General features: G+C 71.2%; 11 protein-coding genes. 4 read left to right on the top strand and 7 right to left on the bottom strand.

Annotated features, from left to right (window positions below):
• Positions 1-42: 42 nt before the first annotated feature.
• Positions 43-990, top strand: a complete 948-nt coding sequence (locus ABZ453_RS04120) for a DUF6397 family protein (protein ID WP_359011344.1) — start codon at positions 43-45, stop codon at positions 988-990.
• 1 nt (position 991) lies between these two features.
• Here ABZ453_RS04120 and ABZ453_RS04115 read toward each other — a convergent pair whose 3' ends face one another.
• Together ABZ453_RS04115 and ABZ453_RS04110 are read right to left on the bottom strand one after the other, a co-directional pair.
• A complete protein-coding gene (locus tag ABZ453_RS04115; RefSeq protein WP_359011342.1) occupies positions 992-1,858 on the bottom strand; it encodes an acyl-CoA thioesterase II in 867 nt (288 codons plus the stop codon).
• Positions 1,859-1,877: 19 nt separating this feature from the next.
• Positions 1,878-4,391, bottom strand: coding sequence for a DUF3516 domain-containing protein (locus tag ABZ453_RS04110; protein WP_359011340.1), 2,514 nt, complete (start codon positions 4,389-4,391; stop codon positions 1,878-1,880).
• 145 nt (positions 4,392-4,536) lie between these two features.
• Here ABZ453_RS04110 and ABZ453_RS04105 point away from each other — a divergent pair, with 145 nt between their 5' ends.
• Positions 4,537-5,331 carry a metal-dependent hydrolase gene (locus ABZ453_RS04105; protein WP_359011338.1) on the top strand — a complete coding sequence of 265 codons (795 nt, stop codon included), beginning with the start codon at positions 4,537-4,539 and terminating at the stop codon, positions 5,329-5,331.
• Between the two features lie 88 nt (positions 5,332-5,419).
• On the opposite strand, the gene ABZ453_RS04100 is transcribed toward ABZ453_RS04105, so the two are convergent.
• The 4 genes from ABZ453_RS04100 to ABZ453_RS04085 all read right to left on the bottom strand — a co-directional run bounded on the left by ABZ453_RS04100 (position 5,420) and on the right by ABZ453_RS04085 (position 10,383).
• Positions 5,420-5,680 carry a type B 50S ribosomal protein L31 gene (locus ABZ453_RS04100; RefSeq protein ID WP_133046901.1) on the bottom strand — a complete coding sequence of 87 codons (261 nt, stop codon included), beginning with the start codon at positions 5,678-5,680 and terminating at the stop codon, positions 5,420-5,422.
• 32 nt (positions 5,681-5,712) lie between these two features.
• Positions 5,713-6,183 (bottom strand): DUF5709 domain-containing protein, encoded by a 471-nt coding sequence (locus ABZ453_RS04095; RefSeq protein WP_359011335.1) that lies wholly within the window; start codon positions 6,181-6,183, stop codon positions 5,713-5,715.
• Positions 6,184-6,817: 634 nt separating this feature from the next.
• Entirely contained in the window at positions 6,818-8,599 is a 1,782-nt protein-coding gene (locus tag ABZ453_RS04090) for an ABC transporter ATP-binding protein (protein ID WP_359011333.1), read from the bottom strand.
• Positions 8,596-10,383, bottom strand: coding sequence for an ABC transporter ATP-binding protein (locus ABZ453_RS04085; RefSeq protein ID WP_359011331.1), 1,788 nt, complete (start codon positions 10,381-10,383; stop codon positions 8,596-8,598). Before ABZ453_RS04085 ends, ABZ453_RS04090 begins: the two co-directional genes overlap by 4 nt.
• A 185-nt stretch (positions 10,384-10,568) precedes the next feature.
• On the opposite strand from ABZ453_RS04085, the gene ABZ453_RS04080 reads away from it, so the two are divergent.
• Both ABZ453_RS04080 and ABZ453_RS04075 read left to right on the top strand, forming a co-directional pair.
• Positions 10,569-12,167 (top strand): peptide-N4-asparagine amidase, encoded by a 1,599-nt coding sequence (locus tag ABZ453_RS04080; protein WP_359011329.1) that lies wholly within the window; start codon positions 10,569-10,571, stop codon positions 12,165-12,167.
• Positions 12,168-12,336: 169 nt separating this feature from the next.
• Positions 12,337-13,686: a cation:dicarboxylase symporter family transporter gene (locus tag ABZ453_RS04075; RefSeq protein WP_359011327.1), complete on the top strand. Its 1,350-nt coding sequence runs from the start codon at positions 12,337-12,339 to the stop codon at positions 13,684-13,686.
• Between the two features lie 172 nt (positions 13,687-13,858).
• On the opposite strand, the gene ABZ453_RS04070 is transcribed toward ABZ453_RS04075, so the two are convergent.
• Complete coding sequence (locus ABZ453_RS04070; protein ID WP_359011325.1) at positions 13,859-14,317, bottom strand: MarR family transcriptional regulator; 459 nt, start codon at positions 14,315-14,317, stop codon at positions 13,859-13,861.
• Between the last annotated feature and the right edge of the window lie 41 nt (positions 14,318-14,358).

Here is a 14,358-nt window from a genome sequence, read left to right as displayed (position 1 = left end):
CGCACGAACGGCGGCGGCCACCTATTCCACGGGGGAGGGATCATGTCGGGCAACATCGTCACACCATCGACCGCCCAGGCGTACACGCCCAGCCGCGCCGCGCGAGAACTGGGGCTGAAACGAGGCGAGTTCGACCTCGCGGCCGATCTCGGACTCGTCCGCACCGTCCCCGACGAGGGTGGGGGCGGACGGCGCGTCACCCGAGCCGAGATCGACCGGCTGCACGCCGAGGACGGTTTTCCCGAGACACTGCTGAAACGCGTCGAGCTCGTCGGCACCACCGTGGGCGCGGCGCTGCTGGAGGTCTCCTCCGGCAGGTTCACCCGACTTGCCCGGCTGGGCATGATCGTGCCGGTGCGGTTCTATCTCAACCGCTATCGGGCCGTGGTCTGGCTCTATCTGGCCGACGAGCTACGGCAGTTCGCGGCCGACGAGGACAACGCGCCCTTCCTGAGCGGCCGTACGCCTGCTGATCTGCGCCGGAAGCTGGATGAGGGCATGGACGCGCGTCGGCGCAACTGGCGCGGTCGCCGGCTCGGGTTCCTGATCCGGCAGGCCGCGGGCCATCCCTGGGCCAGGGCGGCGGCCGTCGCCTCGATGCTCGACCCCGTCCAGGTCGCGGACATCGTCAAGGACCCGTACGAGCATGCCCACTTGAGCCGGTTCCTGCCCAAGCCCGCGCCCTACGGCGCCCCCGGCTCCCCTTCCGCACAGCTCGCCGAGCGGATCCTGAAGGCCGACGAACCGGACGAGGTCGGCTGGTTCCGAGCCGACCTCGCGCACGCACTGGACATCGCCCGCACACAGCACCCGGCGCCACGGCCGCGGCAGGCGCCCGCAGCGGCGGAGGATCCGACGCGGCCGGCTCCCCAGACGCGGGAGGAACGGATGCACCCAGTACCACCGGCGGCGGAGCCGGCCCCGCCCGCCGTCGACGCCGGCGAGCGCTCCCGGGGGCTGCTCGGCTGGCTGCGCCGGAGAAACTCCTGACCTACAGCGGCCGGAACAGGCCCTCCTGGACCACGGACACCAGCAGGCGTCCCTCCACGTCGTAGATCCGCCCACGGGCCAGGCCGCGGCCGCCCGTCATGATCGGCGACTCCTGGTCGTACAGGAACCACTCGTCCGCGCGAAACGGCCGGTGGAACCACATGGCGTGGTCCAGCGACGCGATGTCGAAGCTCCGCGGACCCCACAGGGGTTGGACCGGGATGCGCACGGCGTCCAGCAGGGTCATGTCGCTGGCGTAGGTCAGCGCGCAAGTGTGCACGACCGGGTCGTCGCCCAGCGGTCCGACCGCGCGCATCCACACGGCACTGCGCGGCTCGGCGTCCTTGATCTCCTGCGGGGTCCAGCGCAGACGGTCCACGTAGCGGATGTCGAAGGGCTGACGGCGCGCCATGCGCTCCAGCTGCTCCGGCAGCGCACCGTGGTGTTCCTGGATCTCCTGCACGACCGTCGGCAGGGACTCCGGGTCCGGGACCTTGCGGGCCGGTGGCAGTTGGTGCTCGAAGGGACCTTCTTCAGGCTTGTGAAAGGAGGCGGTGAGATTGAAGATCGTGCGGCCCTGCTGCACGGCGGTGACCCGGCGTGTGGTGAACGACCTGCCGTCGCGGACCCGCTCGACCTGGTACACGATCGGCACGCCAGGCCGGCCCGGGCGCAGGAAGTACGCGTGCAGCGAGTGCACGGGGCGGTCGTCGTCCGTGGTGCGGGCGGCGGCGACCAGCGCCTGGCCCGCCACCTGGCCGCCGAAGACCCGTTGCAGGGACTCGTGGGGGCTCAGGCCACGGAAGATGTTGACCTCGATCTGCTCCAGGTCGAGCAGGTCGACCAGTCTCTCGGCCGGGTTCGTCATGGGTGCGTCGCTCCTTGGCTCACAGCTGTCCGACGTCGGTGACACGGACGACCGCACGGCCCTCCGCGTCGGAGGCCGCGAGGTCGATCTCCGCGCTGATGCCCCAGTCGTGGTCGTCGTTCGGGTCGTCGAAGATCTGCCGGACCCGCCAGAGACCGTTCTGCGGCTCCTCCTGGATCACCAGCAGCTTGGGGCCGCGGGCGTCGGGGCCGGTGCCGAGGTCGTCGTACTCGTCCCAGTACTTGTCCATCGCCTCGCCCCACGCCTCCGCGTCCCAGCCGGAGTCGGCGTCCATCTCGCCCAGTTCCTCCACCTGGTCCAGGGCGGCGAGCTCGACGCGGCGGAACAGGGCGTTGCGGACCAGGACGCGGAAGGCGCGCGCGTTGGCGGTGACGGGCTTGACCTCGTCCGCCTTCTCCTGGGCCTCCTCGGCGGTCATCTCCTCCGGGTTCGCCAGCTGCTCCCACTCGTCCAGCAGGCTGGAGTCGACCTGGCGGACCATCTCGCCGAGCCACTCGATGAGGTCCTGCAGGTCCTCGGACTTCAGGTCGTCGGGGATGTTGTGGTCAAGGGTCTTGTAGGCGCTGGCGAGGTAGCGCAGCACGATGCCCTCGGTGCGGGCCAGTTCGTAGAAGGACACCAACTCCGTGAAGGACATCGCCCGTTCGTACATGTCGCGGATGACGGACTTCGGCGACAGCGGATGGTCGCCGACCCACGGATGGCTCTTGCGGTACGTGTTGTACGCGTGGAAGAGCAGTTCCTCCAGGGGCTTGGGGTAGCTGATGTCCTGGAGACGTTCCATGCGCTCCTCGTACTCGACGCCGTCCGCCTTCATCGCGGCCACGGCCTCGCCCTTCGCCTTGTTCAGCTGGGCGACGAGGATATGCCGGGGGTCGTCCAGCGTCGACTCGACGACGGAGACCATGTCCAGGGCGTAGGACGGCGACTCGGGGTCGAGGAGTTCGAACGCGGCGAGCGCGAAGGTGGACAGCGGCTGGTTGAGCGCGAAGTCCTGCTGAAGGTCCACGGTGAGACGGACGATGCGGCCGCTGGCGTCCGGCGTGTCGAGCTTCTCGACGATGCCGCCGTCCAGCAGCGAGCGGTAGATCGCGATGGCCCGGCGGATGTGCCGCAGCTGCTGCTTGCGCGGCTCGTGGTTGTCCTCCAGCAGATGGCGCATCGCCTCGAAGGCGTTGCCCGGGCGGGCGATCACCGACAGCAGCATCGTGTGCGTCACCCGGAACCGCGAGGTCAGCGGCTCCGGCTCGGAGGCGATGAGCTTCTCGAAGGTGTTCTCCGTCCACCCGACGAAGCCCTCCGGCGCCTTCTTGCGCACGACCTTGCGACGCTTCTTCGGGTCGTCGCCCGCCTTCGCGAGGGCCTTCTCGTTCTCGATGACGTGCTCGGGCGCCTGCGCGACGACGAAGCCCGCCGTGTCGAAGCCGGCCCGTCCGGCCCGGCCCGCGATCTGGTGGAACTCGCGCGCCCGCAGTGTGCGCACCCGGTTGCCGTCGTACTTGGTCAGCGCCGTGAACAGCACGGTGCGGATGGGGACGTTGACGCCCACGCCGAGGGTGTCGGTACCGCAGATGACCTTCAGCAGGCCGGCCTGGGCGAGCTTCTCCACCAGTCGCCGGTACTTGGGCAGCATGCCGGCGTGGTGGACGCCGATGCCGTGCCGGACGTAGCGGGAGAGGTTGCGGCCGAACTTGGTGGTGAAGCGGAAGTTGCCGATCAGCTCGGCGATCTGCTCCTTCTCCTCCTTCGAGCACATGTTGATGCTCATCAGCGCCTGCGCCCGCTCCACGGCCTGGGCCTGTGTGAAGTGCACGATGTAGACCGGCGCCTGCCTGGTCTCCAGCAGGTCGGTGAGGGTCTCGGTGAGCGGGGTGAGCCGGTACTCGTAGGAGAGGGGCACCGGGCGGGTGGCCGAGCGGACCACCGACGTGGGGCGGCCGGTGCGGCGCGTGAGGTCCTTCTCGAAGAAGGACACGTCGCCGAGCGTCGCCGACATCAGGATGAACTGGGCCTGCGGGAGTTCCAGGATCGGGATCTGCCAGGCCCAGCCGCGGTCGCCCTCCGCGTAGAAGTGGAACTCGTCCATGACCACCTGGCCGACGTCCGCGTCCTTGCCGTCGCGCAGCGCGATCGACGCCAGCACCTCGGCGGTGCAGCAGATGACGGGTGCGTCGGCGTTGACGGACGCGTCGCCGGTCAGCATGCCCACATTCTCGGTGCCGAACATCTTGCACAGCTCGAAGAACTTCTCCGAGACCAGCGCCTTGATCGGCGCCGTGTAGAAAGTGACCTCGTCGCGGGCCAGCGCGGCGAAGTGGGCGCCCGCCGCGATCATGCTCTTGCCGGAGCCGGTGGGCGTCGACACGATTACGTTCGCGCCGGAGACCACCTCGATCAGCGCCTCCTCCTGGTGGGGGTAGAGCGTCAGACCGCGCTCCTGGGCCCACGAGTCGAAGGCTTCGTAGAGGGCGTCGGGGTCGGCGGTCGAAGGAAGCTGATCGATGAGTGTCACGGACCCATCTTGCCTGGCGTCCTCCTCCATAGGGGAATCGGATGCGAGGTCGAAGATCACGACCAGTACGCTGTGTCGCCGACGGAGCGTCAGCGCACCCGGTCAACTGGACAGCGGCACACGAGGAATGGGGCGAGGAACGGCCATGATGGGACCAGCACACTCACTGTCGGGCGCCGCGGCCTGGCTCGGCGTCGGTGCCGCGGCCGCCGCGGCGGGACACTCGATGCCCTGGCCGGTCCTCCTGGTCGGTGCCCTGATCTGCGCCGGAGCGGCCCTCGCCCCGGACCTCGACCACAAGGCGGCCACCATCTCGAGGGCGTTCGGTCCCCTCTCGCGCGGGCTGTGCGAGATCGTCGACAAGCTCTCCTACGCCGTCTACAAGGCGACGAGAAAGCAGGGCGACCCGCGCCGGTCCGGCGGCCACCGCACGCTCACCCACACCTGGCTGTGGGCGGTCCTGATCGGTGCGGGTACGGCGGCCGCGGCCGTGACGGGTGGCCGTTGGGCGGTCCTCGCCATCCTCTTCGTCCACATGGTGCTGGCCATCGAGGGCCTGCTGTGGCGGGCGGCCCGCGGCTCCAGCAGCGATGTCCTGGTGTGGCTGCTGGCGGCGACCAGCGCCTGGATCCTCGCCGGGATACTCGACAAGCCGGGCAACGGCTCGGACTGGCTGTTCACGCAGCCGGGCCAGCAGTACCTGTGGCTGGGGCTGCCGATCGTGCTGGGGGCGATAGTGCACGACATCGGCGACGCCCTGACCGTCTCCGGCTGCCCGATCCTGTGGCCGATCCCGGTGGGCCGCAAGCGCTGGTACCCGGTGGGCCCGCCCAAGGTCATGCGGTTCCGGGCGGGCAGCTGGGTCGAGCTGAAGGTGCTGATGCCGGCGTTCATGCTGCTGGGCGGGGTGGGCTGCGCGGCGGCACTGAACTTCATCTGAGCAGGCCCCGAAAACCGGCCCCACCTCGGCCGGCCCGGTCAGCCCCGCCACCGCTGGGCCGGGAACACCCCGGGCAGCGGGCGGCCGCTCAGGTCCCCTGGCCCGCGCCCGAGCCGTAGCGGCGTTCGAACTGGGCGATGCGGCCCTCCGAGTCCACGGTGCGGGCCTTGCCGGTGTAGAAGGGGTGGCTCTCCGAGGAGATCTCCACGTCCACCACCGGGTAGGTCTCGCCGTCGTCCCACTCGATGGTCTGGTCGCTGCTCGCGGTGGACCGGGTGAGGAAGGCGTAGCCGGCGGCGCGGTCGCGGAAGACGACGGGGTGGTAGTCGGGGTGCTTGTCCTGCTGCATGCCTGCTCCTTGCCGTCAGCGGTAAAGGTGGATCAGCCGGACAGCGCGTCGCCGTCGACGATGTGCATGGCGGCTTCCTCGGCGGAGGCCGCCGCGCCGTCGATGCCGACGTCGGTGGCGACCAGCGTGCTCTCCTCGTCCTCGTGCGCGCCCTCGTCGGGGGCCACGAGCCGGCCGGAGCGGACCGCGCCGACCTCGTTGTCCAGGAGTTCCCCGTCGGTGCCGTCGCAGTCGCCCAGACCGTCGCCCTCGCTGTTGGTGAGGTCGGGCAGTTCCTCGGCGAGCCGCTGGTCCAGCGTCTCCCCGACCCGCCGTTCGGCGGCCGTCACACCGAGGTGCTCCACGGCCCAGGGCCGCTCCGGAGGGGACCAGCCGCGGTCGAGGGGGTCGTCCACACCGTCGTACTCCAGGGTGTCCTCGGAGTCGAGCAGCCCCGTGTCCTCACGCTGGTCGTCTCCGTCGGGCTGGTAGACGTCGTCTCCCCATCCGTCGGCGCTGTTCACGAGTACCTCCAGGTGGTGGGGACCGGCCCTCACCACGCCGGGTGTCGCCACCGGGCGCGGGGCACAGGCTGTGCCGGGGACGCGTCCACGGTCCCCGGGCACTCCCCGAGCCGGTGCCGATATCCAGACTTCCACCCCCGTTCGGCACCGCGCAACGGCACGGGGCGAGGAGGCGCCGGGGACGGTGAGGAAGGCCCGTGGGCCTGCGCGCCGGTGGCCGTCGGGTCCGTGCCCACGGGCGCGGGCTCACCGTGCGTCCCATGGGCCCACTCGGTTCCGGCGTCTCCCGGCTCACCGGTGCGGCCCATGGGCCCACTCGGTTCCCGCGCCTCCCGGCTCACCCCTGCGCCGCACCGTGCCTCCCGGCTCACCCCTGCGCCGCACCGGCCCGCCCGGTCCTGCGGCTCGGGGCCCGCCCGGCCCTGGGGCTCCGGGCCCGCCCGGCCCGCCCGGTCCTGTGGCTCCGGGCCCACCCCGCCCCGCAGCTCCCGGCCACCCGTCCCCGCAGCTCCCGGCCACCCGTCCCCGCGCCTCCCCGCCCACCCGGGCCAGCAGCTTCCGGGCCGCCCTGTCCCGCAGCTCCCGGCCCACCCCGCCCCGCAGCTCCCGGCCACCCGTCCCCGCGGCTCCCGGATCATCCGTGCCAGGAGTGCCACAGTGCCGCGTACGCGCCCTCGGCGGCGACCAGCTCGTCGTGGCTGCCCAGTTCGCTGATGCGGCCGTTCTCCACGACGGCGATGACATCGGCGTCGTGGGCGGTGTGCAGGCGGTGGGCGATGGCGACGACGGTGCGGCCGTCGAGGACCCGGGCGAGGGAGCGTTCGAGGTGACGTGCCGCTCGCGGGTCCAGCAGTGAGGTCGCCTCGTCCAGGACCAGCGTGTGCGGGTCGGCCAGCACCAGCCGGGCCAGCGCGATCTGCTGGGCCTGGGCCGGGGTGAGCGCGGTCCCGCCCGAGCCGACCTCGGTGTCCAGGCCGTCGTCCAGAGCCCGCGCCCAGCCGTCGGCGTCGACCGCCCCGAGGGCCGCCCACAGCTCGGCGTCCACCGCGTCGGTCCGGGCGAGCAGCAGGTTGTCGCGCAGGGAGCCCACGAAGACGTGGTGCTCCTGGTTGACCAGGGCCACATGGGAGCGGACGCGTTCGGCGGGCATCCGCGACAGTTCCGCGCCGCCGAGGGTGATGCGGCCGTCCCGGGGCGCGTAGATCCCGGCGAGCAGCCGGCCCAGGGTGGACTTGCCCGCGCCCGAGGGGCCGACCAGCGCCAGCCGGGTGCCCGGGGCGACCTCCAGGGAGACCTGGCGCAGCACGTCCACCCCCTCGCGGTAGCCGAAGCGCACCCGCTCGGCGCGCACGTCCCGTCCGTCGGGTGCCAGGGACTCCTCCCCGGCGCCCGGTTCGATGTCCCGCACACCCACCAGCCGGGCCAGCGACACCTGGGCCACCTGCAGCTCGTCGTACCAGCGCAGGATGAGGTTGACCGGGTCCACGAGCATCTGGGCGATCAGGGCGCCCGTCGTCAGCTGGCCGACCCCGATCCAGCCATGGAGCACGAACACGCCGCCGATCATCAGCACCGAGGCGAGCACGGTGGCGTGGGTGAGGTTGATGACCGGGAAGAGGACCGAGCGCAGCCACAGCGTGTAGCGCTCCCAGGCCGTCCACTCCCTGACCCGGCGCTCCGACAGCTCGGTCCGGCGGTCGCCGAGGCGGTGGGCCTCGACGGTGCGTCCGGCGTCCACGGTCTCGGCGAGGGCGGCGGCCACGGCGGCGTATCCCGCCGCCTCGGAGCGGTAGGCGGACGGTGCCCGCTTGTAGTACCAGCGGCAGCCGACCACCAGCAGCGGCACGGCCACCAGCACGGCCGGAGCCAGCGGCGGCACCGTGACCACGAGACCGCCGAGCAGCAGCACCACCCACACCACGCCGATCGCGAGCTGCGGTACGGCCTCGCGCATCGCGTTGGCCAGCCGGTCGATGTCGGTCGTGATCCGGGACAGCAGATCGCCGGTGCCGGCCCGTTCCAGGACGCCCGGGGGCAGTCCGACCGACCGGACGAGGAAGTCCTCGCGCAGGTCGGCCAGCATCCGTTCGCCGAGCATCGCCCCGCGCAGCCGCACCTCGCGCACGAACACCGCCTGGACCGCCAGCGCGAGCGTGAACAGCGACAGGACGAGCGGCAGATGAAGCTCCCGCGCGCCGTCCGACACCCGCTGCACGAGGTCGCCGAGCAGCCACGGGCCCACCAACGAGGCGACCACGGACGCCGTGTTGACGCCGATCAGGACCAGGAAGGCACGCCGGTGCCGACGGAACAGCTCGGCCACATAAGCGCGTACGGTCGCGGGGGCGCCGACCGGCAGGGTGTTCGCCGTCTTCGGGGCCGCCGGGTCGTAGGCCGGTGGCGCCACGCCGATCATGCTGTCTCCTCGATCTCTTCGAGTTCCTTCAGTACGCCGCTCAGCACGGCCTCGTCTTCGGTCTCCCGGGTCACCACGGCCCGGTAGCGGGGCTCGTCGTGGACCAGTTCGCGGTGCACGCCGACCGCCACGACCTGGCCCTCGTACACCAGCACCACTCGGTCCGCGTGGTCCAGGAGCAGCGGCGAGGAGGTGAACACCACTGTCGTGCGCCCCTCCCGCAGCCCGCGTACGCCCTGCGCGATCCGCGCCTCGGTGTGCGAGTCGACGGCCGAGGTCGGCTCGTCCAGCACCAGCACCTCCGGGTCGGTGATCAGCGACCGGGCCAGCGCGAGCCGCTGCCGCTGGCCGCCGGACAGCGACCGTCCGCGCTCGGTGATCCGCGTGTCCATGGGGTCCTCGGCGTCCAGCGACGCCTGGGCCAGCGCCTCCAGCACGTCCTCGCACTGCGCGGCCGCCAGCGCGTCCTGGGCGCTGACGTTCCCCGAGGCGGGCACGTCGAGCAGTTCCCGCAGCGAACCGGACAGCAGGACGGGGTCCTTGTCCTGGACGAGTACGGCCGTGCGGGCCGTGTCCAGCGGCAGCTCGTCGAGGGGCACCCCGCCCAGCAGGACGGACGTGTCCTGGTCCGCCGGGTGGCCGCCCAGTCGTTCGGCGAGCAGGCCCGCCGCGTCCGGGTCGCCGCACACCACCGCGGTGAGCCGGCCGGCGGGGGCCAGCAGACCGGTCGCGGGGTCGTACAGATCCCCGCTCGGCAGGTCGGCGCCGCGCACGCCCTCGGCGTCCGTGGCCCGCTCCAGCGACAGCACCCGCGCGGCCCGCTTGGCCGAGGGGCGGGAGAAGGAGTAGGCCATGGCGATCTCGTGGAAGTGCTGGAGCGGATAGCTCAGCACCATCACCGAGCTGTAGACGGTGACCAGTTCGCCGATACTGATGCGGCCCCGCTGGGCCAGATGGACGCCGTACCAGACCACGACGATCATCAGTACGCCCGGCAGCAGGACCTGGACGGCGGCGATCAGGGACCACATGCGGGCGCTGCGCACGGCGGCGTGGCGGACCTCCTGGGAGGCACGGCGGTAGCGGTCGAGGAACAGGTCCTCGCCACCGATGCCGCGCAGCACGCGCAGACCGGCGACTGTGTCCGAGGCCAGCTCGGTGGCGCGGCCGGCCTTCTCGCGCTGGAAGTCGGCCCGCCGGGTGGCCCGGGGCAGCAGCGGCAGGACGGCGAGTGCCACCACCGGCAGGCCCACGGCGACGACCACGCCGAGTGCCGGCTGGTAGAGCAGGAGGGCGACGCAGACCACGACCACGGTGAGGGCCGCCGCGGTGAACCGGGAGACGGCCTCCACGAACCAGCCGATCTTCTCCACGTCACCGGTGGAGACGGCCACGACCTCACCGGCCGCCACGCGCCGGGTCAGCGCGGAGCCCAGTACGGCCGCCTTGCGGGCGAGCAGCTGCTGCACCCGGGCGGCGGCGGTGATCCAGTTGGTGACGGCCGTGCGGTGCAGGAAGGTGTCGCCCAGCGCGATGCAGAAAGCGCACAGCGCCAGCAGCCCGCCCGTCAGGGCCAGCCGGGTGCCCGAACGGTCCACCACGGCCTGCACACTGAGGCCCACACAGAACGGCAGCGCGGAGACCGCCACGAAGTGCAACAGCCCCCAGGCGAGCGACTTGACCTGGCCGCCCAGCTGATTGCGGCCCAGCCACCACAGGAATCGGGGACCCGAACGCGCGTCCGGAACGCCCGGATCGGGATAGGGAAGGTCTTGAATCTGCATGACGACTGACGTCCCGGTGGCTCGTGTCAGGGGGGTGGAGGGAACCGCTCACGGCGGCAGCAAACCGTGACAGGTTCGCCTCGCAGCGTGGTCGCTGGCAAACAGTTTTCCGCCCGGGGGAGCTCCGGCCCTTCGGGCGGCGGCCTCATTGCCATGAGGGGGTGACTCGCCGTAGAACACCGGCCATGAAGAGACGGATCGTCATGTTCATGCTCGCCTGGGTGACCCTCCTGGCGAGTGTCCTCCTCGGGGCGGGCCCGGCCCAGTCCGCCGACGTACCCGCCGAGTTCGGCACCGACTGGCACGACCCGGTCACCGCGGCCCCGCCCGTGGCGAAGCCGCACGGCACGTCCTGCCAGGTCACCCTCGCCGAGGCGCAGTTCCGGGACTTCACCCCCTACAAGGGCACCTACACCCCGCCGTCGGGGTGCGGCGACCGCTGGAGCAAGGTCGTGCTGCGCCTCGACGGCAAGGTCAAGGGGCGGCAGTACGACCGGCTCGGCTATCTGCACGTCGGCGGCGTCGAGATCCTCCGTACCTCGACCCCCGAGCCCTCGCCCGACGGCATCGCCTGGTCCGTGGAGAAGGACGTCACGCGGTACAGCGACACCTTCCGCCGCAGCCAGGACGTCGAGATGCTCATCGGGAACGTCGTCGACGACACCTACACCGGCGTGATCGACGTCAAGGTCACGCTCACCTTCTACGCCGGGAGACCGACCGCCGCCGCGACCCCCGACAAGGTCCTCACCCTCGGCGACGGCAACACCCTCACCACCCCGCGCAACAGCGAACGCGTCCTCGCCGAGGTCTACGCCACCGGATCGGGCGGCGGCTGCGAGGAGTTCTGGTACCTGGCGGTGCCCGACAAGGCGCCGTACTCCTGCCAGGCCGACGGCGGCCCCTACCGGGAGGTCCAGATCAAGGTCGACGGCCAACTGGCCGGAATCGCCGCGCCGTTCCCGCACGTGTGGACGGGAGGCTGGTCCAACCCCTTCCTCTGGTACGTGATTCCGGGCCCCCGCGCCTTCGACGTCACGCCGATCGAGTACGACCTGACCCCCTTCACCGGCCTTCTCGACGACGGCCGTCCGCACAAGCTCGAGGTCTCGGTCGTGGGCGTGCCCGAGGGGCAGGGCGGCTGGAGCGCACCGGTCAACGTGCTGGTGTGGCAGGACGTCAAGAGGGCGCAGGTGACGGGCAGGCTGATCGAGAGCCGGTCGGGGACTCCCACGAACTCCTCCACCTACACCGCCGGTTCGCCGGAACGGGTGGACACCGTGGCCGGCCACGCGCTGACCGTCTCCGGATATGTCGACACCTCGCACGGCCGGGTGACGACCACCGTCCGCCGCACGCTGGCCAACACCTCCGTGCACCGCTGGACCGACGGCGAGAACGTCGACGGCCTCGACGCCACCTGGACCGACGACGAGTCCGTCACCGTCGACGGGCGCGGACCGGCCCGGACAACGGCCACGCACCGGACGTACACGATGGGCGGCTCGACCACGATCGGCGACGACGCCCGGCTGCGCACCGTGCTGACCCTCGGCGACCGGGCCGCGGTGAGCGAGGCGCGGGGCGGCCGGCGCACCGGCTGGTCGCGGCTGGACGACACGGTCACCGGTGACGCCACGTACACGACCGGGGTTCCGCGCGACCAGCGGCACGCGGTCGGTACGACGAGCGAGCGGTACCGGCTGTACGGGTCCGGAGGGTGCTACGACCGCTCCCTGACGACCGTTCAGGGGGTGCTCACGGGGGACCGCTCGCGCTGCTGAGGCGAGTATGTGCGATGGGTCACATGGGACGGGATTTACATGTGCGCAACACGGAGGTTTCTGGCGGGATCAACGGCGCCCCGAAAGTGATCGTCACGGAAACCGCTTTCCGTATCGCAGAAGTCTCCCCGGCTGCTGCGAGGTTGACGTCCCCCCACAAGGAGTGCCCATGCCGTCGTCCGTCCCGTCCGCCCCGCGACGCGTCGCACACATACTGCGTACCTCTCTGTTCGCGCAGGTCCTCTGCGCGCTCGTGCTCGGAATCGTCGTCGGGAGGCTGTGGCCCGGCTTCGCCGCCGATCTGCAGCCGCTCGGCGACGGTTTCACCCGGCTCATCAAGACGATCATCTCCCCGCTCGTGTTCTGTGTGGTCGTCGTCGGCATCGCCAAGGCCGGTGACCTCAAGGCGTTCGGCCGGATCGGTCTGAAGGCTCTGGTCTGGTTCGAGGTGGCGAGCACGTTCGCCCTGCTCATCGGGCTCCTCGCGGCCAATGTCGTGCGGCCCGGTGCCGGGATGCACGTGGACCCCGCCATGCTCAGTGCGAAGGCGGTCGACGCGAAGACGGGCGGCGGTTCGCTGCCGTCGACCACGGAGTTCGTCCTGAACGCGCTGCCGACCAGTTTCATGGGCGCCTTCGCCGAGAACTCCCTGCTCCAAGTCCTCGTCCTGGCCTGTCTGGTGGGCGCCGCACTGCTGCACCTCGGGCACACGAAGGTGCCGCAGGTGATGCCCGCCGTCGAACAGGCGCAGGAGATCATCTTCACGGTCGTCGGCTTCGTGATGCGGCTGGCCCTGATCGCGGTGTTCGGCGCGATGGCCGTCCTGATCGGCCAGTACGGGCTGGGCGTGATCGAGACGTACGCCAAGCTGATCGTCCTGTGCTACGTCGCCGCCGCGCTGTTCATCGTGCTGCTGGCCGTCGCCCTGCGGATCGTCACCGGGCTGAGCCTGTGGAAGTTCCTGCGCTACATCCGGGAGGAGATGCTGCTCGCCCTCGGTACCGCGTCGACGGAGTCCGTGATGCCGCGCGTGATGCAGAAGCTGCGCGGAGCCGGGGCGCGGGACGACGCGGTGGGGCTGGTGCTGCCCACCGGGTACTCCTTCAACCTGGACGGCGCCTCCCTCTACCTCTCCATCGGCACGCTGTTCATCGCGCAGGCGGTGGGCGTCGACCTCGGTGTGGGGCAGCAGATCACCGTGGTCCTGGTGCTGATGCTGACCAGCAAGGGCATGGCGGGCATCCCCGGCTCCGCCTTCCTCGCGCTGTCCGCGACGGCTTCCTCGCTGGGGGCGATCCCCGCCGGGGCAGTCGCGCTGCTGCTGGGCGTGGACCGGATCATGGACTCGATGCGGGTCGTCACGAACCTGCTCGGCAACTGTGTCGCGGTGTTCGCCGTGTCCCGCTGGGAGGGGGCGCTGGATCTGGAGCGGGCGAGGCGGGTGCTGGGCGGGGAGACGGCAGTGGAGGTGGCCGTGGAGGTGGAGACCCCGCAGCGGCAGGGTTCTGTCGCCCAGTAGCTCGGTGGGTTTCTGATGCGTGGGCGGCTGCGGGTGATGCGTGGCTGGTCGCGCCCACGGACACAGCCCCGCGCCCCTGAAGGTGGGTCCACTGATCCGACCCGAAGGGGCGCGGGGAACTGCGCGAACAGCCCCCACGCCCCCGCAGCCGCCCAACGAACCGCACCGCCCCCTACCCGCAGCGCGTCCCCGGCTCCGTTCCCCCGTCCACCAACGTGTCCAACAACCCGCCCAGAACCTCCCGCTGCTCAGCAGTCAACGGCGCCAGAATCTCCGCAGCGGCCGCGCGTCGAGCGCCCCGAACCTCGCTCAGCGCCTTGCGGCCCTCGTCCGTGAGTTCGATCCGGATCACCCGGCGATTCGTCGGATCCGGTACCCGGCGCACCTTGCCGTTCGCCTCCAGTCCGTCGACCAGGGAGGTCACGGCCCGCGGGACCACTTCCAGGCGCTCGGCGAGATCGGCCATGCGCGGTGGTGAGCCGTAGTGCGCCAGGGTGCGCAACAGCCGGGACTGGGCCGGGGTGACCCCCAGGCCGCACTGCTCGATGTGCCGCTTCTGGATGCGGTGCACACGGCGGGTGAACCGCAGCAACTGCTCGGCGAGCAGGCCGTCTGGATCGGGCGTGGTCATACGGGAACAATATCAGGACGACATTCATTGTGAGTATAGGT

This window comes from Streptomyces sp. NPDC005799 (assembly GCF_040630525.1).
Taxonomy (GTDB): Bacteria; Actinomycetota; Actinomycetes; order Streptomycetales; family Streptomycetaceae; genus Streptomyces; species Streptomyces griseorubiginosus_B.
This window is presented reverse-complemented; position numbering and strand designations above follow the sequence as displayed.